The 21,629-nt window shown below is 62.4% G+C and carries 21 protein-coding genes; 12 read left to right on the forward strand and 9 right to left on the reverse strand.

The features are described from left to right. Nucleotides 1–144: 144 nt before the first annotated feature. Nucleotides 145–1,323 carry an amino acid ABC transporter permease gene (locus FXN63_RS25390; protein ID WP_246164967.1) on the forward strand — a complete coding sequence of 393 codons (1,179 nt, stop codon included), beginning with the start codon at nucleotides 145–147 and terminating at the stop codon, nucleotides 1,321–1,323. Nucleotides 1,324–1,332: 9 nt separating this feature from the next. Here the strand turns inward: FXN63_RS25390 and FXN63_RS25395 are convergent, their stop codons facing one another. The 4 genes from FXN63_RS25395 to FXN63_RS25410 all read right to left on the reverse strand — a co-directional run bounded on the left by FXN63_RS25395 (nucleotide 1,333) and on the right by FXN63_RS25410 (nucleotide 4,591). Then, nucleotides 1,333–2,025 (reverse strand): aspartate/glutamate racemase family protein, encoded by a 693-nt coding sequence (locus tag FXN63_RS25395; protein WP_148818310.1) that lies wholly within the window; start codon nucleotides 2,023–2,025, stop codon nucleotides 1,333–1,335. A gap of 74 nt (nucleotides 2,026–2,099) precedes the next feature. After that, the gene (locus FXN63_RS25400) at nucleotides 2,100–2,879 is read right to left on the reverse strand and encodes an amino acid ABC transporter ATP-binding protein (RefSeq protein ID WP_187395029.1); all 780 of its coding nucleotides are present in this window, start codon (nucleotides 2,877–2,879) and stop codon (nucleotides 2,100–2,102) included. 45 nt (nucleotides 2,880–2,924) lie between these two features. Continuing rightward, nucleotides 2,925–3,713 (reverse strand): amino acid ABC transporter permease, encoded by a 789-nt coding sequence (locus FXN63_RS25405; RefSeq protein ID WP_148818314.1) that lies wholly within the window; start codon nucleotides 3,711–3,713, stop codon nucleotides 2,925–2,927. 44 nt (nucleotides 3,714–3,757) lie between these two features. Further along, nucleotides 3,758–4,591, reverse strand: a complete 834-nt coding sequence (locus FXN63_RS25410; protein ID WP_148818316.1) for a transporter substrate-binding domain-containing protein — start codon at nucleotides 4,589–4,591, stop codon at nucleotides 3,758–3,760. A gap of 277 nt (nucleotides 4,592–4,868) precedes the next feature. On the opposite strand from FXN63_RS25410, the gene FXN63_RS25415 reads away from it, so the two are divergent. Further along, complete coding sequence (locus FXN63_RS25415; protein WP_148818318.1) at nucleotides 4,869–6,119, forward strand: NAD(P)/FAD-dependent oxidoreductase; 1,251 nt, start codon at nucleotides 4,869–4,871, stop codon at nucleotides 6,117–6,119. A gap of 34 nt (nucleotides 6,120–6,153) precedes the next feature. Here the strand turns inward: FXN63_RS25415 and FXN63_RS25420 are convergent, their stop codons facing one another. Further along, nucleotides 6,154–7,644 carry a methyl-accepting chemotaxis protein gene (locus FXN63_RS25420; RefSeq protein ID WP_148818320.1) on the reverse strand — a complete coding sequence of 497 codons (1,491 nt, stop codon included), beginning with the start codon at nucleotides 7,642–7,644 and terminating at the stop codon, nucleotides 6,154–6,156. A gap of 247 nt (nucleotides 7,645–7,891) precedes the next feature. After that, a complete protein-coding gene (locus tag FXN63_RS25425) occupies nucleotides 7,892–8,506 on the reverse strand; it encodes a hypothetical protein (protein WP_148818322.1) in 615 nt (204 codons plus the stop codon). Between the two features lie 320 nt (nucleotides 8,507–8,826). Here FXN63_RS25425 and FXN63_RS25430 point away from each other — a divergent pair, with 320 nt between their 5' ends. Beyond that, nucleotides 8,827–9,933 (forward strand): amino acid ABC transporter permease, encoded by a 1,107-nt coding sequence (locus FXN63_RS25430; RefSeq protein WP_148818324.1) that lies wholly within the window; start codon nucleotides 8,827–8,829, stop codon nucleotides 9,931–9,933. Between the two features lie 157 nt (nucleotides 9,934–10,090). Next, entirely contained in the window at nucleotides 10,091–10,810 is a 720-nt protein-coding gene (locus FXN63_RS25435) for an amino acid ABC transporter ATP-binding protein (protein ID WP_425468753.1), read from the forward strand. A gap of 290 nt (nucleotides 10,811–11,100) precedes the next feature. Here the strand turns inward: FXN63_RS25435 and ftsY are convergent, their stop codons facing one another. After that, nucleotides 11,101–12,273: a signal recognition particle-docking protein FtsY gene (gene ftsY, locus FXN63_RS25440; RefSeq protein ID WP_425468754.1), complete on the reverse strand. Its 1,173-nt coding sequence runs from the start codon at nucleotides 12,271–12,273 to the stop codon at nucleotides 11,101–11,103. A 605-nt stretch (nucleotides 12,274–12,878) separates the two neighbouring features. Between ftsY and FXN63_RS26845 the strand changes: the two genes are divergently transcribed. The 8 genes from FXN63_RS26845 (at nucleotide 12,879) to FXN63_RS25470 (ending at nucleotide 17,902) form a co-directional block, all read left to right on the forward strand. Next, on the forward strand, nucleotides 12,879–13,022 hold the full coding sequence (locus tag FXN63_RS26845; RefSeq protein WP_187395030.1) for a hypothetical protein: 144 nt from the start codon (nucleotides 12,879–12,881) through the stop codon (nucleotides 13,020–13,022). 89 nt (nucleotides 13,023–13,111) lie between these two features. Then, entirely contained in the window at nucleotides 13,112–13,306 is a 195-nt protein-coding gene (locus tag FXN63_RS26850; protein ID WP_187395031.1) for a hypothetical protein, read from the forward strand. A 218-nt stretch (nucleotides 13,307–13,524) separates the two neighbouring features. Beyond that, nucleotides 13,525–14,124: a 16S rRNA (guanine(966)-N(2))-methyltransferase RsmD gene (gene rsmD, locus FXN63_RS25445; protein ID WP_148818329.1), complete on the forward strand. Its 600-nt coding sequence runs from the start codon at nucleotides 13,525–13,527 to the stop codon at nucleotides 14,122–14,124. Between the two features lie 187 nt (nucleotides 14,125–14,311). After that, entirely contained in the window at nucleotides 14,312–14,818 is a 507-nt protein-coding gene (gene coaD, locus FXN63_RS25450) for a pantetheine-phosphate adenylyltransferase (protein WP_148818331.1), read from the forward strand. A 65-nt stretch (nucleotides 14,819–14,883) separates the two neighbouring features. Beyond that, complete coding sequence (locus FXN63_RS25455; protein ID WP_148818333.1) at nucleotides 14,884–15,144, forward strand: YfhL family 4Fe-4S dicluster ferredoxin; 261 nt, start codon at nucleotides 14,884–14,886, stop codon at nucleotides 15,142–15,144. A gap of 112 nt (nucleotides 15,145–15,256) precedes the next feature. Beyond that, nucleotides 15,257–16,981: a D-lactate dehydrogenase gene (gene dld, locus FXN63_RS25460; protein WP_148818335.1), complete on the forward strand. Its 1,725-nt coding sequence runs from the start codon at nucleotides 15,257–15,259 to the stop codon at nucleotides 16,979–16,981. A 121-nt stretch (nucleotides 16,982–17,102) separates the two neighbouring features. Then, complete coding sequence (locus FXN63_RS25465) at nucleotides 17,103–17,387, forward strand: type II toxin-antitoxin system TacA family antitoxin (protein ID WP_148818337.1); 285 nt, start codon at nucleotides 17,103–17,105, stop codon at nucleotides 17,385–17,387. Beyond that, the gene (locus FXN63_RS25470; RefSeq protein ID WP_148818339.1) at nucleotides 17,384–17,902 is read left to right on the forward strand and encodes a GNAT family N-acetyltransferase; all 519 of its coding nucleotides are present in this window, start codon (nucleotides 17,384–17,386) and stop codon (nucleotides 17,900–17,902) included. Before FXN63_RS25465 ends, FXN63_RS25470 begins: the two co-directional genes overlap by 4 nt. Nucleotides 17,903–18,000: 98 nt before the next feature. On the opposite strand, the gene FXN63_RS25475 is transcribed toward FXN63_RS25470, so the two are convergent. Together FXN63_RS25475 and FXN63_RS25480 are read right to left on the reverse strand one after the other, a co-directional pair. After that, nucleotides 18,001–18,873, reverse strand: coding sequence for an MOSC domain-containing protein (locus tag FXN63_RS25475; RefSeq protein WP_148818341.1), 873 nt, complete (start codon nucleotides 18,871–18,873; stop codon nucleotides 18,001–18,003). A 60-nt stretch (nucleotides 18,874–18,933) separates the two neighbouring features. Beyond that, nucleotides 18,934–21,414 (reverse strand): AsmA family protein, encoded by a 2,481-nt coding sequence (locus FXN63_RS25480; protein WP_187395032.1) that lies wholly within the window; start codon nucleotides 21,412–21,414, stop codon nucleotides 18,934–18,936. Nucleotides 21,415–21,629: the final 215 nt, after the last annotated feature.

Here is a 21,629-nt window from a genome sequence, read left to right on the forward strand (position 1 = left end):
ACCGGCCGCGACGTGGAATGCCAGTGATTTGGCTTGCGCTGCCCACCGGGACTATAGGCCAGCCAGCACCCGACCGCGCCCCGCCTGACTCGCGCATCTGTTTCAGAGTTTTGCCCGGCTCGCAGGTCGATGCACAATGGCGTCATGCAGCCGCCCTCTTCCCGCCCCTTGCGCGCCTCTCGCTGGCACCAGCCTGCCGTGCGCGGCATCGTCTACCAGGTGCTTGCCGTCGGCGCAGTCGGGCTGCTGGCCTGGTTTCTGATTTCCAATACGCTGGCCAATCTGCACAGCCGCAATATTGCGTCGGGTTTCGGTTTCCTGCAGGGCGAGGCGGGCTTTGCGATCGGTGAGTCCGTCATTGCCTACACCCCGCAGGACAGCGTGGCGCGGGCGATTCTGGTGGGTTTGCTCAACACCTTGAAGATCGCGGCGGTCGGCATTGTGCTGTCGACGATCCTGGGCACCCTGGTGGGCATTGCCCGATTGTCGAAGAACGTGCTGGTGGCCAAGCTGGCGGCGGCTTATGTCGAGCTGGTTCGCAATGTGCCACTGCTGCTGCAATTGTTCTTCTGGTATGCGCTGGTGACTGAGCACCTGCCCGGGCCGCGCCAGGCGCTCAATCCCTTGCCTGGGGTGTTCCTGTCGAACCGGGGCATGAAGATACCCACGCCGGTCGATCACATTGCGCTGGATTTTGCGCTGGCGGGCTTGTTCATTGCGATTGCACTGTGGCTGCTGGTCGCCAATTTTGCACGGCGACGGCAGGCCGCGACCGGCCAGCGCTTGCCGGTATTGCGGGTGGGCATTGCCATGCTGATCGGGTTGCCCGTGCTGGGCTGGGCCATCGGCGGCGCGCCGCTGGCGCTCGATGTGCCACGCTTGCAAGGCTTCAACTTCACCGGCGGGGCCACCTTGTCGCCGGAATTCGCCGCCTTGCTGGCGGGCCTGGTGTTCTACACCACGGCATTCACCGCTGAAGTGGTGCGCGCCGGCATTCAGTCGGTCAGCACCGGCCAGTGGGAAGCGGCCGGGTCGATCGGCCTGCCACGCGGGCTGGCGCTGCGGCTGGTGGTGTTGCCGCAGGCCTTGCGGGTGATCGTGCCGCCGATGACCAGCCAGTTCCTGAACCTGACCAAGAACAGCTCGCTGGCAATTGCCATCGGGTATCCCGACCTGGTGTCGGTGGTGAACACCACCATGAATCAGTCCGGTCAGGCGATCGAGAGCATCCTGATCATCATGGGTGCGTATCTGGTCGTGAGCCTGAGCATTTCGCTGGCCATGAATGCATACAACCGACGCATTGCGCTGACGGAACGTTAGGAATCGGCCTTACCCGCCCTGTATCGCCTGCGCCACCTGAGCGCGCCACTGCGCCACGATCAGCGTCTCGATGTCATGCACACGGCGTCCGGTCGCCTGGGCCACCGCATCTCGATACGGCGGCATGTTGGTACATTCGAGCACGATATCTTCCACCGACGGGTGATGCGCCACCAGGTGGCAGGCTGCCTCCACCACGTTGCGGCTGGCCTCGTCCAGATCAAGCTGCTGCTCGTTGTTCAGAATGCGTCGGTGAAATTCACATCCCGGTTCGACCCCTTGGACGGGGGTAGACGCTGGCACACCGGCCGCAGCCAGAATCCCGGGCGTCAGCGACGCGGCATCGAAGGTCACGATGCCAGGGTGCACAAACTGTCGGCAGGCCAGAAGGCTGGAGGTCAGAACCGGCACCGGCACGGCCGCCGCCAGCACGTCCTGGTAGGACGCCAGAAAACCGCAGCTGGTGGTGATCATCGCCGCGCCTTCCGCGACGAACTGCCTGGCGGCATCGACAAAAGGCTGCAAGAGCGCCGGATCGGCTTCCTTGACGATGCGCTGCGGCGACGCGCCCCGTATCACTGTGAAACGAACCGGAATGCCGTGGCGAAGAAAGGTTTCTTCGTTGCCGACATCACCCGGTGGCCGGGGAAACTGCGTGTCGAGCATCAACACGCCCAGGAATTTGGCGGAACGGTTCGTCATGGGGAAATGAGTCAGACTTGCTGAAGATGTCGCCAGCCGCCGAGCGCAACGCGCATCGACGGCGGCCTGCACACTTAACCGGCGGCAGTGGCCTGCGCGGCTTCCGATGCCTTGAATCGGCCCAGGAACGCGCGGGTCGATTCCTGTTGCGGGTTGTCGATGACCACGCTGGGTGGCCCGCTTTCGGCCACCACCCCATCGCGCATGAAAATGACCTGATCGGCCACTTCACGCGCAAACGCGATTTCGTGGGTCACCAGAATCATGGTCATGCCTTCCGCAGCCAGGCCCTTGATGACGTTGAGCACTTCGCCCACCAGTTCCGGGTCCAGTGCAGACGTTGCCTCGTCGAACAGCATGACGGCAGGCTTCATCGCCAGCGCGCGCGCAATCGCCACGCGTTGCTTCTGGCCACCGGACAGTTTGTCGGGGTAGTAGCCAGCGCGTTCCAGCAGACCGACCTTTGCCAACAGCGCACGCGCCTCGGCTTCGGCCTGCGCCTTGGGCGTCTTCAGCACGGTAACCGGGCCTTCCATGACGTTTTGCAAGGCCGTCATGTGCGGGAACAGGTTGAAGTGCTGGAACACCATGCCGGTCGATGCCCGGAAGCGCGCCAGCGTGCGCTCGGGCGGCAAACGGGTATGCGCGCCCTTGAACTCGATGGTTTGTTCGCCAACCCGGATGGCACCACCATCGGGCACCGACAAGAGGTTGATGCAACGCAGCAGCGTTGATTTCCCCGAGCCAGACGGGCCGATCATCGCCAGCACCTTGCCCTTTTCGAGCTGCAAGGTGATGTCCTTCAAGACCACGTTCTGGCCGAACGCTTTCTTGAGCTGGGAAATGTCGATCAAGGGTTGTACTGACACTGACGGCTGTACTGACGGGTGTACTGACACTCAAGCCTCCTTCCGAACGACACCGTATTCCATGCGCTTGGCCCACATCGTGACGGGCAGCAGCACCAGGAAATAGGCAACGGCGATGAACGTATAGACCTCAAGCGGGCGGTAGGTATCGTGGGCGATCAGCTGACCCTGGTAAAGCAGGTCGGGCACCGCCAGCACCGACAGCAGCGAGGTGTTCTTCAACTGCATGATGGATTGGTTCATCAGCGGCGGCACCATCTTCTTGAATGCCTGCGGCAAGATGATGCGCCTGAGCGCCTGCAGGCGCGTCATGCCCAGCGCCATTGCCGCTTCGCTCTGCCCCGACTCGATTGCGATGATCCCGCCGCGCACGATTTCCGAATAGAACGCGCCGCCATACAAGGCCAGGCAGACCGTGGCTGCCGTCATCGCGCTCATCTCAATGCCCGTCAGCACCGGCAAGGCGTAGTAGAACCACACCAACTGCACCAGTACCGGCGTGCACCGGAACACCTCGATGTACGCCCGCAAGGGCGCAGTGATCAAGGGGTTGCTGGACAGGCGACCCAGCCCGGTGACCAGGCCCACCAGCAATCCGAGCAGCACGCAGATGACCGTGAACAGCAGCGTGTACAACAAGCCGCTGACCAGCAGGCTGCGGTATTTCCACAGCACGCCGAAGTCCCAGTCATAACCCGGCGCGGCCCCGCCGAAGTGCTTGATCGCCGCCCACACACCAACCAGGGCAAGCAAGACCAGCACAGCCTTGCCGAGCCGGGAGCGGCCCGTGGGCTGCGCCCGCCAATCGGAAAAATCCATTACCAACCGCCTTTAAAACCTGATGCTTTAGCGCTTTTTTCTGCTTAGAACTTGATCTCGGCAGGGAAGGAACTAGCCGGCACGCCCGCCAGGTTTTCCATGTTCTTCAGAATCACGCCACGCACCTGATCCTTGGCACGGAAGTCCGCCAGCCAGGTGTTGACTGCCGTCTGCATGCCGGTGTCGGTTTCCTTGCGCAGCCCGATGCTCACCGGCGCGGTGTACATCGGTTGCGGGATGTACATGGTGCCGACCGATGCGCGCTTGACCAGCAGCGGCTGCGCCAGCAGAACCACCAGAATCTGGCAATCCGAGCGTCCGGACTGCAGCGACATGGTGGCCGCACCCGAGCTTTCCAGACGGGCGACGTCCGCCTTCGTCAGAATGCGCGAGGCGAGCTGGTCATGGCTTGAACCCACGTCGACCGCGATCTTCATGTTCGGTGCATTGAGCTCTTCCCAGGTCTTGGGAGCCACGCCCTTCTTGCACACGGCGGTATAGGTGTTCTCGAACAGCGTGTCCGAGAAATTCACCATTTCCTTGCGGGCTGGCGTGGGTGCCATGCCGAACATCGCGTCGATCCGGTTGGCCTGCAGGTCCAGGACCGCGTTGCCCCAGGTGGTTTCAACGTATTCGACCTTTGCGCCCAGGCTCTTGGCCAGGCTTTCAGAGAAGTCGGGGCCGAAACCTTCCCATTTCTTGGTGACGATGTCTTTGCTGAAGTAGGGGATGGCACCCGCCACCGCGCCGACGCGCAGGACTTTGGTACGTTGCACGCGGGCCAATGAGGTCTCGGCCTCTTGCGCGAATGCGAAGCCCGAGGCAGTGATACCGACTACGGCGGCAAGTGCGCAAAGAAAAGTTCGTTTGGTAGACATGGTCACTCCCAGCAAGAAGCCGGCATTGTATGAAAAGAAAAAGACACGTCTTTCCGGCAGGCAGAAAGTCTGGACATCCGCGCGGCCGTCGCCAGGCAAAATCATGGAAACGGCCCGAGATCATACTGGTGCAATCGAGACGTCCCACCAGCAGGGCCATCGGTCAGCACACCGGCACCGGGTGGTAAAGTCCGCCCCCGAAGGCACATGACCCTGCGATGCGCCCCGCAGACAGCCTGCGTCGCCCAGTTTCCCCATCCCCTCGCGTCTTTCCTCGATGAATCAGAAAATCGCCATTCTCGGTGCCGGCATGGTCGGCGTGTCGTGCGCGCTTGAGCTGCAACGACGCGGCTTTGACGTCACGCTTTTCGACCGCACGGCACCGGGACGCGAGACGTCCTACGGCAATGCCGGCGTGATCGCCCGCAGCTCGCTGGTCCCGTTCAACAATCCCACGCTGTGGAAGTCGCTGCCGACCTTGCTGAAGAACAATTCGGCAAGTTTTCGCTACGACCCGCTGTTCATGGCGAAGAATCTGCCTTGGGCACTGCGTTTTCTGTCCAAGACGCGCCAGCGCACCTTCGAGGAAACCACGACGGCACTTGATTCCCTGATCCGACTGTCGGCGGGCGAGCATCGACGATTGATGATCGAAGCCGGCACGGCGCATCGGTGCCGGGACAGTGGCTGGATCTTTCTGTATCGCAGCGAACAGGCGTTCGCGGGCAGCCAGTTGTCGCGCAATACCTTTGAGAAATTCGGCATTGCCACGCAGGTACTGGATGCAGGCGGTATTGCGGAGCTGGAGCCGGGGCTGAACCCGATCTTTCCGCGTGGACTGTGGATCAAGGATGCGTCGTCCGTCGACAGCCCCGGCAAGGTGGTTGAAGCCTATGCCAAGCTGTTTGTCAGCCGTGGGGGAGCAATTCGCCAGGCCAAGATCACCGGCATCACCAAGCTGGCCAGCGGTTCATGGCACCTGACGCAGTCAGACGGTGCAACGCACGAGACCGCACATGCCGTGCTTGCCCTCGGTCCGTGGACCCGTGAGTTCGCGGCGCAAACCCTGGGACTGTCGGTGCCAATGGCCTTCGAGCGCGGTTATCACATGCACTACGACGCCATCGGTGACGCGGCACTCACGCGCCCGGTCTACGACACGGGCGGTGCCTACGTGATGTCGCCGATGGAACAAGGCCTGCGCTTGTCTACCGGGGTGCAACTGACCGCCCGCGACGCACCGCCAAACTTGGTGCAACTGGACCTTGCCGAACGCGCGGCCCGGCAGGCTTTCCCGCTGGCAGACAGACGGCAGGCCGAGCCCTGGCTGGGCAGCCGACCCACGCTGCCCGACAGCCGACCGATCATCGACGCATGCCCTGGCCATCCCGGTCTATGGCTGGCCTTTGGCCATCAACATATCGGCTTCAGCACCGGGCCGGGAACGGCATCTCTGCTGGGAGCCATGATCGCCGGGGAAAAGTGCCAGGTCGATCCAACCCCGTTCAGAGCGGGCCGGTTTCTGTAGAAGACCACGTGCATGCCGGGTGACGAACACCGGTTTACTTATGGAAGGTCTTGCCCAAGGCCTCCAGGCGGCCAGTGATCGACGGCAGTCGCTGACTGCTGGTAGCCAACGCCCCTACATCGTCCGCAGTGCCCTGCGCAATTTCCTGAACCGATTGCAGACGGCCGACGATATCCAGACTGGCGGCAGATTGTTCCCGGGTGGTGGATACGATGCGCCCATTGAGCTGATCGATATGCGCAATATCGGCCCCCACCGCCTGGAACATCGCTGAGGCCTGCCGGCTGTCTTCGACACAGCGCTCGACCCCCGCCCGACTTGCATGCATGGCCTCGGCGGCCTTTCGGCTGCCCAGTTGCAAGGCCGCGATCAGCGATTCGATCTCTTTAGTGGACGCGGCCGTCCGTTCCGCCAGGGTGCGCACTTCGTCAGCCACCACCGCAAACCCCCTGCCCTGCTCACCCGCCCGGGCGGCTTCGATGGCCGCGTTGAGCGCCAGCAGATTGGTCTGGTCTGCCACGCTGCCAATGACCTCCAGCACCTTGCCGATCCGCTCTGCCTGCGCTGCCAGGTCTTGCACGGTCTGGTCGGTGCCGGCCAAGTGCGTGGCCAGCTGCGTAATCTCGTGCTGTGCACGGTTCACGCTTTCCTGTCCACGCGCAATCTGCGCGCTGGCTTGATCGGCACGTTGCACGGCATTTTCGACGTGTTCAGCGATGTCCCCCATCGCCTCGCCCATGCGTTGCATCGATCCGGTCATCTGGGTGATTTCCGACAATTGGTGCGTGGCCCCCTTTTCCAGCGTGTTGCTGGTGCGGGCCAGCTCGCGTCCCAGATCGCCCAAGCCCTGCGTGTCGCGCACGACGCCATCGACCAAGGTGGTGATCTGCTGCACAAAGCGCTCGAAACGGGTGGAAAGCGATACCCGCACGCTGGCGGCATCACCGGCATCACTGCTGAACTGGGCCGTGGTGACCAGCATCTTGTCCAGCATCTCCTGGCTTTCGACCGCCTCGGCCTGGCTGCGAACCGCCAGGTAAAGCAAGATGCCGGTCTCCACCACCACGTACAGAGCGTGGATGAAGATCATGTTCCAGCCGCCCTGGTGTTCCATCACGAACACCGGGAACCCGTGGTGTTGCAGGATATGGAAACCCACGTGATGCACGGCGATGGTGGCCGCCCCCACCAGGATCGGCAGCCAATCCCGATAAAACGTCAGCGCGGCCAACAGCACAAAGATGCCGAAGTGGACTTCGATCACCCCCTTGGCCTGATTGATATGCAAGGCCGCCATGACCATGAAGCCGACTGCGATGCAGCATCGCAGCAGGCGGGTGCCCCCCGCCACACGGTAGAGCACGGTCAGCAGCGCGGGGACACCGCCACCTATCACCAGAGCCTGGATAAACGTGTCGTGCCAGAACGCCAGTCCAAGTGCGTAGATGAACGCCAGCCAGGCCAAGCCGATCATGATGCGATCGGCCTTGCGGTAATGCTCAAGAAAACCAGGGGAATGGGCCATACGCACTTATTCCAAGGATTGAGTCAGACGACAGAGGGCGGCGAACCCGGGTTCACCCCGCATGACATTGCATCAATTCCCCGACGCGTCTCAAACATGGATTAGCGAGACTTTTCATCGAGCTGTAAGGATATTGGGCGCATCGCGCCAGCTTGATTGCGCAGGCGCACAGCGACGCACCCTGCGCAGATCAGACGCAGCGGTGCCTGCGATCGGAAATACGTGATTGACCGGCTGAACGTGCGGATCAGTGGGGGCTGCGCATCACCGGTTGTGGGTGGCCCTTCCCCAGCACTTCCAGGCGGATGGTGAGCATCTTGTCCAGCATCTCCTGGCTGACAACGGCCTCGGTACGGCTGCGCACGGCCAGATAAAGCAGGATGGCGGATTCCAGCACCACGTAAAAAGCGTGGATCAGAATCATGTGCCACCCGGCGTGATGCTGCTCCATCACAAAAACCGGCAGGCCCTTGTGCTGCAACACATGGAAAATCGCGTGATGCGCGATGATGACCACCGCACCCACCAGAATGGGCAGCCAGTCGCGATAGAAAGTCAGCGCCGCCAGCAGTACAAAAATGCCGAAGTGAAACTCGATGACGCCTTTTGTCTGGTTGATATGCAATGCCGCCAGCACCATGAAGGCGACCGCGATGCAGCAACGCAGCAGGCGGGTTCCGCTGGCCACGCGATACAACAATGTCAGCAGCACAGAGGCACCGCCCCCCACCACCACCGCCTGGATGAAGGTGTCATACCAGAGCGCCAAGCCCAAGGCGTAGAAAAACATCAGCCAGACCAGGCTGATCATGATGCGATCAGCTTTGCGGTAATACTCAATGAACATCGGTGCAGCGGCCATTCACGCTTACTCCAGCAATTAAGTCGACACAACGCGCAATGACGCCTGGGCGGCAATTGGCCTTGAGCAAGAGCAGTACACGCATAAGCGGCATGGAACGGCATGGGCATGCCAGGCGCAGGGACTGTCATTCATTCTGCCCCACATCACATGGATTTTGCATAGAAACCATGGGGGTAATTCTGACGATTTCTGTCAAATCAGTTTCGGGTAAAGGCTGCATCCTGGACAGCATCTGCCCGGACAGAAATTGCTTCGATCATCACCACCAGACGGGTGGCTTGGTTCCCGGCAGACGTGTATGCCGGTAAAGTCGCAGCATGCACGCGCCCCACGCCTCTCCCCCGCTTGAATCGTCCCGACCGCCGCCACCGGCAAGCGCTTCGTACTGGCGCACCTTATGGCGGCATCTGTTCGGCACACCCATGAATGCGGTGCTGACGATTCTGGTGGGATGGCTGCTGGTCATGGCCGTACCCGCCATCGTCGAATGGGCGTTCCTGAGCGCAAGCTTCACCGCGCCCGACGCAGCGGCCTGCCGGGCTGCAGGCGGTGCGTGCTGGGCATTCATTGCCGAGAAACATCGGCTGATCCTGTTTGGCCTGTACCCCTATGACGAACAATGGCGACCGCTGATTGCCGCAGCCATTCTGATCGCGCTGGTGGTGGCAACGTGCCGGCCGCAGTGGTGGCAGCCGAAGTTGGCCTGGGCCTGGATCGCGGGCATGGTGGTGTCAGCCGTGCTGATGTGGGGCGGTGTCCTGGGCCTGAGTTTTGTCGAGAACAGCCGCTGGGGCGGCCTGCCGCTGACCTTGATGCTGGCCACTTTCGGCGTGGGCCTGGCGTTTCCGCTGGGCGTGTTGCTGGCACTGGGCCGACGCTCGCGCCTGCCGGCGATCAAGGCCATGTCGGTTGCCTATATAGAGTTGATTCGCGGCGTGCCGCTGATCAGCCTGCTGTTCATGTCATCGGTCATGCTGCCGTTGTTCCTGCCCACCGGCATGAATATCGACAAGCTGCTGCGTGCGCAGCTGGCCATCGTGCTGTTTGCGGCGGCCTACATCGCGGAAGTGGTGCGCGGCGGTTTGCAGGCGATCCCCAAAGGACAGTTCGAAGGGGCCGCCTCGATCGGCTTGAGCTACTGGCAGGAAATGCGGCTGGTGGTGCTGCCGCAGGCACTGCGCATCGTGATTCCGCCGCTGGTAAGCCTGTTCATCTCCGTATTCAAGGACACCTCGCTGGTGGTGGTGATCGGCATCTTCGACCTGACACAATCGACCAAGGCAGCGCTGGCCGATGCCGCCTGGCGCGGTTTCGCGGTTGAAGCCTACGTGTTCGTGTCTTTGATTTATTTTGTATTTTGTTATGCGATTTCGCGATATAGCCGGGGGCTGGAAGCCCGGCTTGCCAGCGAGCGGGCGCGATGATCGCGGGTGTCGGTGACTGGGTCGTGCCGGGGTGCGCAGCACGCCTTTCGCGGGCAGCGCAGTCGTGCGGCGGCAAGTGTGGGGACATTTCTTGGAAACTTCGATGAGCAACAGTTCTTCCGCCTCGCTTGCGGTCACCGGCCAGCCCATCGTCGAGATGGAAAAAGTCAGCAAGTGGTATGGCGACTTCCAGGTGCTGCGTGACATCGACCTGCAGGTCGCACGCGGCGAACGCATCGTCATCTGTGGGCCGTCAGGCTCGGGAAAATCCACGCTGATCCGCTGCCTGAACCGGCTGGAAACCCATCAACAGGGCCGCATTGCCATCGACGGCATGGAACTGACCGACGACCTGCGCCAGGTGGATCGGGTACGGCGCGACGTGGGCATGGTGTTCCAGCACTTCAACCTGTTCCCGCACCTGACCGTGCTGGAGAACCTGACGCTGGGGCCGATCTGGGTCTTGAAGCAGCCGCGTGCCGAAGCGGAAGCTACGGCAATGAAATACCTGACGCGGGTGCGCATTCCAGAACAGGCACACAAATTCCCGGGGCAGTTGTCAGGCGGGCAGCAGCAACGCGTGGCAATTGCCCGGTCGCTGTGCATGGCCCCCAAGGTCATGTTGTTCGACGAACCGACTTCCGCGCTGGACCCGGAAATGGTCAAGGAAGTGCTGGATGTGATGGTGGGCCTGGCCGAAGAAGGCGGCATGACCATGCTGTGCGTGACACACGAGATGGCGTTTGCGCGTCAGGTGGCAGACCGGGTGATTTTCATGGACGCCGGGCAGATCGTGGAGCAGAACGACCCGGAAAGCTTCTTTGCATCGCCGCAGCATCCACGCACGCAGCAATTTCTGGCGCAGATTCTGCATTGAGGGTTTAGCGGGTTCTCGCTGGTTTCATGGGTGCAGGCTATGGCTGGATGCTGTGATTGGCTTGTTGGGACACGGTGCGTGTGAAGTCAGGGTTTGTAGAGAAATCGCCTGCGGGCTATCGCACTAAAAATCACGAAAAATCGTGCGGAATCGCGAAAAAGCTTATGCAAACAAAAGGCCAGCGTTCTTTCGAACACTGGCCTTTTGTTTTCTTCATGCCTGTTGAAGGCATCCTTGTTGACGGTTTCCCTATCGACTGACTAGAACAGCAGTCAGGCCGTCAGCAGACGTCAACTCGTCATGCCCAGCAGCGCGCCGGCGAATTCGTCGGCCACGAAGGGTTGCAGGTCATCGATGCCCTCGCCCACACCGATCCAGTAGACCGGGACAGGACGCACGCCGTTGCGACCTGCCGCCACCGCAGCCAGGATGCCGCCCTTTGCCGTGCCATCGAGCTTGGTCACGATCAGCCCGGTCAAGCCGATGGCATCGTCGAAGGCCTTGATCTGCTGCAGCGCGTTCTGGCCCGTGTTGCCGTCGATCACCAACAGCACTTCGTGCGGCGCGGTGTTGTCGGCCTTGGCGATCACGCGACGGATCTTCTTCAGTTCTTCCATCAGATGCGTCTGGGTCGGCAGGCGGCCGGCCGTATCCACCATCACCACACCCATGTTGCGAGCGCGGCCGGATTGCACGGCGTCGAACGCCACCGCAGCGGGATCACCGCCGTCCTGGGCGATGACAGTCACGTTGTTGCGACGGCCCCATTCGACCAGTTGCTCACGCGCGGCGGCGCGGAAGGTGTCGCCTGCGGCCAGCAGCACGGGTTTGCCGTTCTGCTGGAAGTGGCGCGCCAGCTTGCCGATGGACGTGGTTTTGCCTGCACCGTTCACACCCGTGATCATGGTGACCACCGGCGTGCTGCGGCTCAGATCGAAGGTGCGCTCAAGCGGTTTCAAATGGGCAGCGATCAGTTCACGCAATACCACCTTCACCCGTTCGCCGTCTTCGATGCGCTCTTTCTTCACCCGGGCGCGCAGCGCGGTCAGCAGCGAGGTCGCGGCTTCGACACCGGCATCAGACATGATCAGCGCGGTTTCCAGTTCGTCGAAGAGGTTTTCATCGACTTTGACGCCGATGAAGAGCGTCGTGATGCTCTGGCCGGTCTTCGACAAGCCATTGCGCAGACGGGTCATCCACGAGGCTTTGGGCGACTCGGCTGCCGCAGGCTCGCTTGCCGTTGCCGGTTCCGCGCTGGGTGTGGGTGCCGGGGCGGGTACGGGTGCCGGTGCAGCGGAAGGTACGAAGCGGGAAAGCCAGGATGACTTTGCGGGCTCGGGAGCTGGGGCCGGTGCGGGTGCGAGCACCGGCGTAGGCGCAGCCACAGGCGCGGGCGCGGCCGGCGGCGCAGCGAAGACTGCCGGGGCCGACACGGGCGGAATCGCTGGCGACACCGGTGCCACGGCAGGAGCCGTATCGACAACCGGAGCCGGTGCAGGCGGTGCGTAGGCAGCCGGGGCGACGGGAGCGGCAGGTGCGGCGACCGGAGCAATGATCGCTGACGGAGCCGGTGAGATCGGTGCCTGCACAGGGGTAGCCGTCGCAGCCGAAGACGCCGGGAACGTTGTCTGAGCTGCCGATGGAGCTGCTGACGAAGCCGCTGGCGTCGGCGTTGCAAACGGCGGCGTCGCGATCACAGGTGACTGGGCTTGCGGCGTAGCACCCGCTGGTGCGTTCGGACTCACCACCACTGCGGGCGCGGGCGTCGCCACCGGAGAAGGTGCAGCAACTCCACCCGACAAGGCTTGCAAAGACGCAAGCGGGGGATTGGTCACCGACGGCGTAGCGACAGAAGGCGTGACCACCGGCGACGTGATGACTGCGGGGTTCACGGCAGCAGAATTGCCCGCAGTAGAGCTGCCCGCAGCAGGAGAAGCAACCTGCGCCGGCTCGGTCTGGGGAGGCGCAAACGGCGGCACCGCGATTGCAGGCGCACTCACCGAAGGCGCAGCAGCGGCAGGAACAGCCGGCACAGAGACTGGCGTCTTTACAGACGCGGCTTGTACCGGTGCTGTTGATGTCGGTGTCGGTGTCGGTGTCGGTGTCGGTGCAAGTGTTGCAGGTGTCGCTGGCGCAGGTGCTGCTACTGGGGCGGCTGGTGCCGACACGGCTCCACTTCCAGGCGTCGCGACAAACCCGGTCGGCTGCGTAGCCTCACTTGTCGACGCAGGACGCCCACCAAAACGTGACGGCAGCGAAATCGGCGGGTGCGGGACGCCAGAGGACAATGTTCCGGGTGGCGTGGATGCAACGGTCGAGCCGCTGCCGGGTGCAATGCTCGGGGACGCGACAAACGGTGTCGACGCGGGCGCGGCTGACGGCGGCGTCGACACTCCTGGCGAAGCAGCGGGTGCGGCGGCAGGCACCACGGCAGGCGCGGCCGCTGGCGTCACGGGCGCAGCCGGACTGGGCGCAGGTGCCGTCGGCGGCACGTAAACGGGGACGGGGGCCGGTGCGGATGCGGGAGCCGGAGCCGGTGGCGGCGCAGGAATAGGCGCAGAAACAGGCGCTGGTGCGGGCGCAGCGACGGGAGCGGGGGCGGGCGTCGGCTCGGGCGCGCGCTTCTTTTTGAAGAAACTGAACATGAAAGCCTGCTGAGGACTCGTGCGGGGGACGCGCGACGTAGAATCCCGGATTCTACCGGTGAGTGATAAATGCCCCGAGCCCCACGTAAGCAAGCCCCCCGTATTGGCCCTCAAAGCGTCCGCATCATTGGCGGCCAATTCCGCCGCACGCCCATTACGGTGGTCGATGCCCCGGGGCTGCGCCCGACACCCGATCGCGTGCGCGAAACGGTCTTCAACTGGCTGTCACACCTGTGGGACACGAATTTCGACGACAAATCGGTGCTCGACCCCTTCGCCGGCAGCGGTGCCATGGGCTTCGAAGCAGCGTCGCGCGGTGCGTCACGCATCGTGATGGTCGAAACCGAGCGCCGCGCCATCTTTGCGATGACTACGCTGCGCGACAAGCTGGACGCGACCAACATCGAACTCATCCATGGCGACGGGCTGGCTGCCATGCGTCGCCTGACGGGTGCCAAGTTTGACGTGATCTTCCTGGATCCGCCCTTCGGTGAAGGCAAACTCGACAAGGTATGGCCGTTGCTCCCCGGCGTATTGGCACAGGACGGCTTGGTCTACGTCGAGTCCGAAGCTGCCGTCAATGTGCCGGAAGGCTTTGCGCTGGTTCGCCAGGACACGGCCGGTGCCGTACATTTTGCCCTGCTGGAACGTATCCCTGCCGCCACATAAACAGGCGGCTGGGCGCTACCCGGGGAAACTCCGGGGCCATGCACTGGCAGGGGCGGTTATGCTGCGCTGCAAAAATAGTAAATAATTCCAGTAACGCCCCTTTGCCCCCAACGCCCCGATCACTCGGGGCCAACATCGCCGGCGCGGCCTGAACGTGGCCAATGACTCACCGGCGCGGAGCCCATGCATGATCACTGCCGTCTACCCAGGTACCTTCGACCCCATGACCCGCGGTCACGAGGACCTCGTGCGTCGCGCCGCCGGTTTGTTCGACCGCCTGGTGGTCGGTGTGGCGCACAGCCGCAACAAGCAACCGTTCTTCAGCGTGCACGAGCGCGTTGAAATCGCCCGCGAAATCCTCAGCCACTACCCCAACGTCGAAGTGCACAGCTTCGCCGGCCTGCTGAAAGACTTCGTGCGCAAGCAAGACGCCCGGGTGATCGTGCGTGGCCTGCGTGCCGTATCGGACTTCGAATACGAATTCCAGATGGCCGGCATGAACCGATATCTGTTGCCCGATGTCGAAACCATGTTCCTCACGCCGTCCGACCAGTACCAGTTCATTTCCGGTTCGATCGTGCGGGAAATCGCGCAATTGGGCGGCGATGTGAGTAAATTCGTCTTTCCCTCGGTCGAACGCTGGCTGCAGACCAAGGTCTCGCAGTTGGGCGGCCGGGATGTACCCGAGCTTTAAGCGCTCCGAGTGGCCGCGTGCAGCACGCACGCCGGCCACCTGCCTGACGAAGGAAAATTGCCGTCATGGCTTTATTGATTACCGACGAATGCATCAACTGTGATGTGTGCGAGCCCGAGTGCCCCAACGACGCCATCAGCATGGGCGAGGAGTACTACGTCATCGAGCCGACCAAATGCACCGAGTGCGTCGGCCACCACGAAGAAGCCCAGTGCAAGGTCGTCTGTCCGGTCGAGTGCATCGAACTGAATCCGTCGTGGCACGAAGATCAGGATGCACTCATGGCGAAATACCGCCAACTGACGGCGCGTCTGCAGCAGGCCTGACACGCGCGCTCGCGCCCGCCATTGAGCGGCAGAGCAGCGCCACCATACGGCACAACAGGGGTGACGCAGCCGGCTAAAGTGGTACCTTCCACCGCCTCAGGAGAGGCACACCATGCTGCAGCAAACCAAGTCCCCCGTATCCGAGCAGGCTTTGCTCGACAGTCTGCGCGCCATCGTAGGCGTGCAAGCCGTGGCCACCGGCCGACGGAAAACCCAGCGATACGTGAAGGGGTTCCGTGAAGGCGGCGGAGACGCGCAGGCCGTGGTGTTTCCCAGCACGCTGCTGCAACTGTGGCAGGTGCTGCAAGCCTGCGTGGCGGCTGACCGGGTGGTCATCATGCAAGCGGCCAACACCGGGCTGACGGGCGGGTCCACCCCCACTGCTGAGGGCTACGATCGCGCAGCAGTCGTGATCAACACGCTGCGCATGAACACCATCCGCCTGCTCGATGGCGGCAAGCAGATCGTGAGCTTCCCGGGCGGCACGCTGTATCAGCTGGAACGCCTGCTGAAACCCCTGGGCCGTGAACCGCATTCGGTGATCGGGTCATCGTGCATCGGCGCGTCCATTGTCGGCGGCGTGTGCAACAACTCGGGCGGCTCGCTGGTGCATCGCGGGCCTGCCTACACGGAACTGGCGCTGTATGCGCAGATCGACGCGGCGGGCAATCTCAAGCTGGTGAACCACCTGGGCATCGACCTGGGCACCACCCCCGAAGAGATTCTGACGAATCTGGAAAACGGCACCTATACCGATGCCGATGTGCGCCACGACGAACGCCGCGCCTCGGGGGCCGACTACACTGACCGCATGCGCGACGTCGATGCCGACACCCCCGCCCGCTACAACGCCGATCCCAGCAAGCTGTACGAGGCCTCGGGCTGCGCGGGCAAACTGGCGGTCTTCGCCGTGCGCCTGGACACCTTCGGTGCAGAAACCAAGACCCAGGTTTATTACATCGGCACCAACGACACCGCCGTGCTGACCGAACTGCGTCGCCGTCTGCTGGGCAGCGGCGGCCACCTACCGATTGCGGGTGAATACATGCACCGCGACATCTACGACGTGTCGGCGGTCTACGGCAAAGACACCTTCTGGCTGATCAAGAAATACGGCACTCAGGTGATGCCAGGCTTCTTTGCGCTCAAAAGCCGGGTCGATGCCACCCTGGCCAACTGGTCGTGGGCACCGCGAAACCTGAGCGATCGCATCGCCCAGTTTTTCTCCAAGCTGCTGCCCAAACAACTGCCCGATCGCCTGAATGAATACCGCGACCGCTATGAGCATCACCTGATGCTGAAGATGGCCGGCCCCGGCATCTCTGAGGCTGAAGCCCTGCTGACGGAAATGTTTGCTGATTCGACGCAAGGTGGCTGGTTCACCTGCACCCCGGAAGAAGGTTCAAAAGCCTTCCTGCACCGCTTTGCGGCCGCAGGCGCGGCTATCCGTTATCAGGCCGTGCACTCGGACGAAGTGGAAGACATCCTGGCGCTGGACATCGCCTTGAAGCGCAGCGAGCGCCAGTGGTTCGAAACCTTGCCGCCGGAAGTCGAATCGCAATTGGTGTCCAAGCTGTATTACGGCCACTTCCTGTGCCACGTGTTCCACCAGGACTACATCGTCAAGAAGGGTGCGGACGCCAAGGCGCTGAAGGTGAAGATGCTGGAAATCCTGGACAGCAAGGGTGCGGAATACCCGGCCGAGCACAACGTGGGGCACCTGTATTACGCCAAGCCCGCGCTGGCGGCGTTCTATCGGGAAGTCGATCCGACGAATACGCTGAACCCGGGGCTGGGGAAGCTGCCGCGCGGGAAGTTCTACGCGGAAGAGGTTTGAGTTTGGCCCAGCACGGCCATCATGCGTCGCCCACCACACATGCTTTACCCCACACCGCCTCATGAAGATTTACAAGTACGGCTAATAACCGTACCCTGATAACTCACTGCAGGAGATCGGCATGGGCACACTCGCCATCAAAGACGCACGACTGGAACTCAAGACCACCAAGGAAACCAAGGAGTTGCTGACCAAGGCCGCACTCTTGGACGGTATGGACTTGTCCTCCTTTATGCTTGCCTCTGCGATGAAGCAGGCACGCGCCACGTTGCAGAATCACAGCATCATCACGCTCTCCGCTGAAGGACAGGCGCGGCTCGTTGAATTGCTTCACGCCCAACCCGAGCCGACCGAGGCAATGAAAGCACTGCGCAAGCTACCCCGCCTGAAAACGCGCGCCGAATGAGCTTTGAAATTGCTCGCTTCGACCCAAGCGCAAGCTATACAGGCTTCAGACAGTTTGATTGCGGCCACCGGCAGATCAACAAATTTGTCCAGGACTCGCTTAAGAAACAGGTGAAGCAGGGCTTGAGCGTTGCTTATGCCGTGCTGGAGGCCGACGCCCTCCAGGGAGCGCCGGATCGCTTTGCGGGTTTCTACACGATTTCGAATCACTTGATCGCGGCAACGGCGATCAGCGCACTCCAATTGGGCTCTTTGCCCAAAACCATTCCTTGCGTCCGACTTACCATGCTCGGCATCAATCTCGGTGATGCCAAAAAAGGGCTAGGCACACAATTGATTGCCCATGCTTTGGACGTCACCAAGGCAAATGCCGCAAACATTGGCTGCTTCGGGATGTATCTAGATGCCGATGCCGGCGCGATTCCGTTTTATCAAAAGCTGGGTTTTCATCTGCTGAACGGTGATTGCAGCCCTGCACCATCGCCAATGTTCATCACCTTGTCCGCAACCCTGTGAGCCTCACAGCAGGTAGCACACGCAGTGACCCTAAAAAACATACGCCATTGATTGGCGCTTTTTTTGGCTCACACCCACATTGGATTGCGACATCCGCGTCAGAAATTCAACGCCGCTTCCACGCTGTCACCCACCTTCAACACCGCACCGGCAGGCGCGCTGACCACTGCATTCACGCCGTAGGTGATGCCGATGTCATGCGAGCGGAAACCAGACAGCGTGCCCATCGGCTCCACCCCGACATCACCCGTGTGTTGATCGGTATTCGGCACTTCACAACGCGTGCACGGCTTCACCAGCGCCAGTGACACGTCGCCGATGGTGAGGCGCACCACGTAATCTTCATCAAAGGCATCCAAACCGTTCAACACGATGTTCGGGCGGAAGCGGTCATGGGCAATCGGGGCGTGGCCGCCGTCGCGCAGGCGGCCGTTCAGGTCTTCCAGCGATTGCTGGTTCGCAACCAGGATCGGGAAGCCATCGGCGAATGCGTAGACGTTCTCACGCGCAATACCTTCTGCTTCTTCGGGATGCGCCTCAAGCCAGGCGTCCACCCGCGCCACGTCTGCAATGCGACGCGCATCGGGGTGAATCTTCACCAGTCGGCAAGGCTCGCCCAGGAAGGTACTGAACCAATGCGCGGCCAGGTCGCCCTCGTCCACCGCATCGACTTCATCGCGCCAGACCTTCACGCGCACTTTCACGCTGTCGTCGTCTTCGATCACGTCACGCAGGATGTCCAGGCGCAGCATGCCGGGGGCGCGGATCACCAGTTCCGAGAACTTCAGTTCGGTACGCACCAGCGCCATTTTCGGGTGGCTGCGCTGCGTCAGGAACTTGCCGTCGGCGTCGACCACCATCCAGTTGCGGTCGTAGCGCAGGCCACCTTCGCCCAGCTCGGATTCACGCAGCGACACACCGCCGCAAGACTTGATGGGATAGACGAACAAGCCGGAAATGGTGATGGACATGTAGCAGTACCTATCGCGCGCGGGCGGGTGGCATGGATAAAAAGGGGGCGTAAATGCTGCTCAGCGGCCCAACAGGCCTTTCAGCCGTTCGCCTACCGAGTCTTTCAATCGTTCTTCAAGCTTTTCCTGGCCGCCGCCTGTGCTGCCGCCCAGGCGTTTCTCGATGGCTTCCTGCACGGCGTTCTTCAATACGGCACCACCGATGTCTGCCCACATGATGCGATACGCGGGGGCTTCGATCGGACCTGTCAGATGCACCGGCACGGTCACTTCGCGCAAGGCATCGAGATCGGCACCGCCCTGTCCCTTGGATGTATTGACGACGTTGGTGTTGACCACCAGGTCGAACTGGTTAGCGGCCAGATCGATGCGTGCAGGTTTGCCCGGCGACAGACGCAGCAAGGGCGCGCGCAGATCGAGCTGGTTCAGCGTGCCCACGCCCTGCGCAATATCAAGCCGCGCATCCAGCTGCGAGAAGTCGGTGGACTGGCTGCGGTTGTTCTGCTGCGCATCGTCTTGCTTGCGGCCGATCATCGCCTTGAAATCGCGCAGCGATTGCGCCAGGTTGATGCCCTTGACCGCACCGTCACGCAAAGCAACCTGCACATTGCCATCCAGGCGTTTTTTCATGGTGTCGGTGGACTGGCCCGAGGTCTGCAAGGCCAGTGACAGACGGCCCCGGCCACTGAGCAGATCCTTGTTCGCCAGATCCACCAGCAGGGGCTGGATCGACACATCGGCCAGCACGGCATTGATGCCCAGACGATTGCCGTTGGCATCGGCAAACGCGCTGCCCGTCAGACGACCGTCGTACAAGGCGGCTTGCATGCCGCTCAGATCGACCCGGCCATCGGCGACCTTGATGACCACGGACACATCACGTGCCTTGATGTTGCGCGCCACCAGGCTGCCGACCCGCACCGTACCGCTGGCCGTAATGCCGTGCAGCGGGGAGAAGTCGACCGCAGCCGGAGCGGCGGGCACGGCGGGCGCAGGAGCAGGCGTACCGGCCGGCGTCGCGGCCGGTGCAACCGGCGGCACGATGGGTGCGGGCACGGTCATCACGGGTTTGGGCGGCACCAGCTTGTCCAGATCCAGCTTGTCGGCCACCAGACTGAACACCACGCGCGGAGCCGAGAAGGAATTGGCGTCCAGCGTGGCGTCGAGCTTGCTGCCCTCGAGGGTCGCGCCCAGTTTGGCTTCCACATGCTGCTTCTGGGTATCCACCCGCAGCATGCCATTGGCCGGCACCTGCACAGACTTGTTGGGCAATGCGGGATCATCGATGCGCAGGTCGGCCACCAGCGTGTCCAACGCCACCGTGCCAGCGCGCCAGTTAGCCGATACCGGCGTGGCCACCTTGAACTGGATGCTGCGTGCAGCCTGCTTGTAGCTGCCTTCGAGCGTGAACGGATCGGCGGTGAGCACATCGGCGGCGGTGCGCAGCCCAGCCAAGGTGAACTTGGCATCCAGCGCGCGCGAACCGCTGATCTTCACCCGGCCGTTGATTGAATCGCCGCTGGCATTGCCACCGGTCACACGCACGCCAGGAGCCTCGACCGTCAGATCGAAAGCATCGGCCGCAGCCTTGCCCGATGCCGCCATGGTCAGGCGATCGATGGTCAGCTTGCCATCGGCCGGTGCAGCCGACAGCGTCTGTGCCTCGATCCGGGCATCGATGCCCGTCAGCGGGGTACGGCCAGCCACGTCGCCCTGGAACGCCACCGACAGATTGGTCGCATCGAACGCGCTCTTGGTCACGTCATACCCAAAGCTGCCGCGCACCGACAAGGCGTTGGCACGCACGTCCGGCACGCTGCCAGCCAGTTTGAAGTCCAGCTTGCGCGCGGCAAATGTCTTGAACCCGGCATCGAACTCGACATTGGTCTGCAATTGCAGGGTGGCATCCACCTTGGGCGCTTGGCCGAGCACCCGTGCCGACAGGTTCACATCGAAGGGACGCCCAGGCGCAATGCGGCCCGTGGTGGCCTGCAACTTCTCGATCAGCAGTTGAGTGCCCGCCTGATCGTCACGCCATGCCACCTCGCCCGCGATCGACACGCCTGCAATGTCGATCTGCAGCGGCGTCTTTTCCTTGCCGCCCGGCACGGGTACCGGCACAGGCGTGGTGGCAGGGGCAGCGGTCTGCCCCATCAAATCGGCGAAACTCAGGCGGCCATCACGATTGCGGACCAGGTTGGCCTTCAGGCCGGTCACATCCACGTGATCGATCACCACCTCGCGGCTCAGCAAAGGCCACAAGGCGACCGACACCTTGGCCGAATCCAGCGCGGCAAATACCTGATCGCTTGCGGGCTCGGTCAGCGACGCGCGGCCAATACTCAACCCCAGGCGGGGGAAAACGGCCAGCTTCAGGTCGCCATCAATACGCAGCGTGCGGTTGTAGCGTTGCTTGACCTGCTCGGCCAGCGGCGCTTTGTACGCGTTGGGATCGACGGCAAACAACAGGATCGCGATGCCGACGCCCAGCAGCAGCCCCAGCGCGAGCACGGCAATCAGAATGCGCTTGAACCACTTCATGGAATCGGTCTCCGGTAAGGACGGCATGGCCAGACAGGCCGGGAAAAGCAACACCCGCGCACGCCGGGCTGTCACCAGGGCATTGTAGGCGCTCGGGGCACGGCCGACACGCCAGGACACGTGCAGCAACCGATTTGTCGCCGCTCCCCGTGCAATGGGCACGTGGGTTGCTTGATGACGCCGCATTGCCTCCTCAATTCAAGTCGCCGGAACCC

The organism is Pigmentiphaga aceris (assembly GCF_008119665.1).
In the GTDB taxonomy this organism is placed as follows: Bacteria; Pseudomonadota; Gammaproteobacteria; order Burkholderiales; family Burkholderiaceae_B; genus Pigmentiphaga; species Pigmentiphaga aceris.

Excerpts from the sequence above, each read along its gene's own strand:
- FXN63_RS25465 (WP_148818337.1), top strand. The coding sequence starts at position 17,103 with ATGGGCACACTCGCCATCAAAGACGCACGACTGGAACTCAAGACCACC.
- FXN63_RS25410 (WP_148818316.1), bottom strand. The coding sequence starts at position 4,591 with ATGTCTACCAAACGAACTTTTCTTTGCGCACTTGCCGCCGTAGTCGGT.
- FXN63_RS25390 (WP_246164967.1), top strand. The coding sequence starts at position 145 with ATGCAGCCGCCCTCTTCCCGCCCCTTGCGCGCCTCTCGCTGGCACCAG.
- FXN63_RS25395 (WP_148818310.1), bottom strand. The coding sequence starts at position 2,025 with ATGACGAACCGTTCCGCCAAATTCCTGGGCGTGTTGATGCTCGACACG.
- FXN63_RS25430 (WP_148818324.1), top strand. The coding sequence starts at position 8,827 with ATGCACGCGCCCCACGCCTCTCCCCCGCTTGAATCGTCCCGACCGCCG.
- FXN63_RS25470 (WP_148818339.1), top strand. The coding sequence starts at position 17,384 with ATGAGCTTTGAAATTGCTCGCTTCGACCCAAGCGCAAGCTATACAGGC.
- coaD (WP_148818331.1), top strand. The coding sequence starts at position 14,312 with ATGATCACTGCCGTCTACCCAGGTACCTTCGACCCCATGACCCGCGGT.
- FXN63_RS25425 (WP_148818322.1), bottom strand. The coding sequence starts at position 8,506 with ATGGCCGCTGCACCGATGTTCATTGAGTATTACCGCAAAGCTGATCGC.
- FXN63_RS25415 (WP_148818318.1), top strand. The coding sequence starts at position 4,869 with ATGAATCAGAAAATCGCCATTCTCGGTGCCGGCATGGTCGGCGTGTCG.
- FXN63_RS25475 (WP_148818341.1), bottom strand. The coding sequence starts at position 18,873 with ATGTCCATCACCATTTCCGGCTTGTTCGTCTATCCCATCAAGTCTTGC.
- FXN63_RS25405 (WP_148818314.1), bottom strand. The coding sequence starts at position 3,713 with ATGGATTTTTCCGATTGGCGGGCGCAGCCCACGGGCCGCTCCCGGCTC.
- dld (WP_148818335.1), top strand. The coding sequence starts at position 15,257 with ATGCTGCAGCAAACCAAGTCCCCCGTATCCGAGCAGGCTTTGCTCGAC.
- FXN63_RS25435 (WP_425468753.1), top strand. The coding sequence starts at position 10,091 with ATGGAAAAAGTCAGCAAGTGGTATGGCGACTTCCAGGTGCTGCGTGAC.
- FXN63_RS25420 (WP_148818320.1), bottom strand. The coding sequence starts at position 7,644 with ATGGCCCATTCCCCTGGTTTTCTTGAGCATTACCGCAAGGCCGATCGC.
- rsmD (WP_148818329.1), top strand. The coding sequence starts at position 13,525 with ATGCCCCGAGCCCCACGTAAGCAAGCCCCCCGTATTGGCCCTCAAAGC.
- FXN63_RS25480 (WP_187395032.1), bottom strand. The coding sequence starts at position 21,414 with ATGAAGTGGTTCAAGCGCATTCTGATTGCCGTGCTCGCGCTGGGGCTG.
- FXN63_RS25455 (WP_148818333.1), top strand. The coding sequence starts at position 14,884 with ATGGCTTTATTGATTACCGACGAATGCATCAACTGTGATGTGTGCGAG.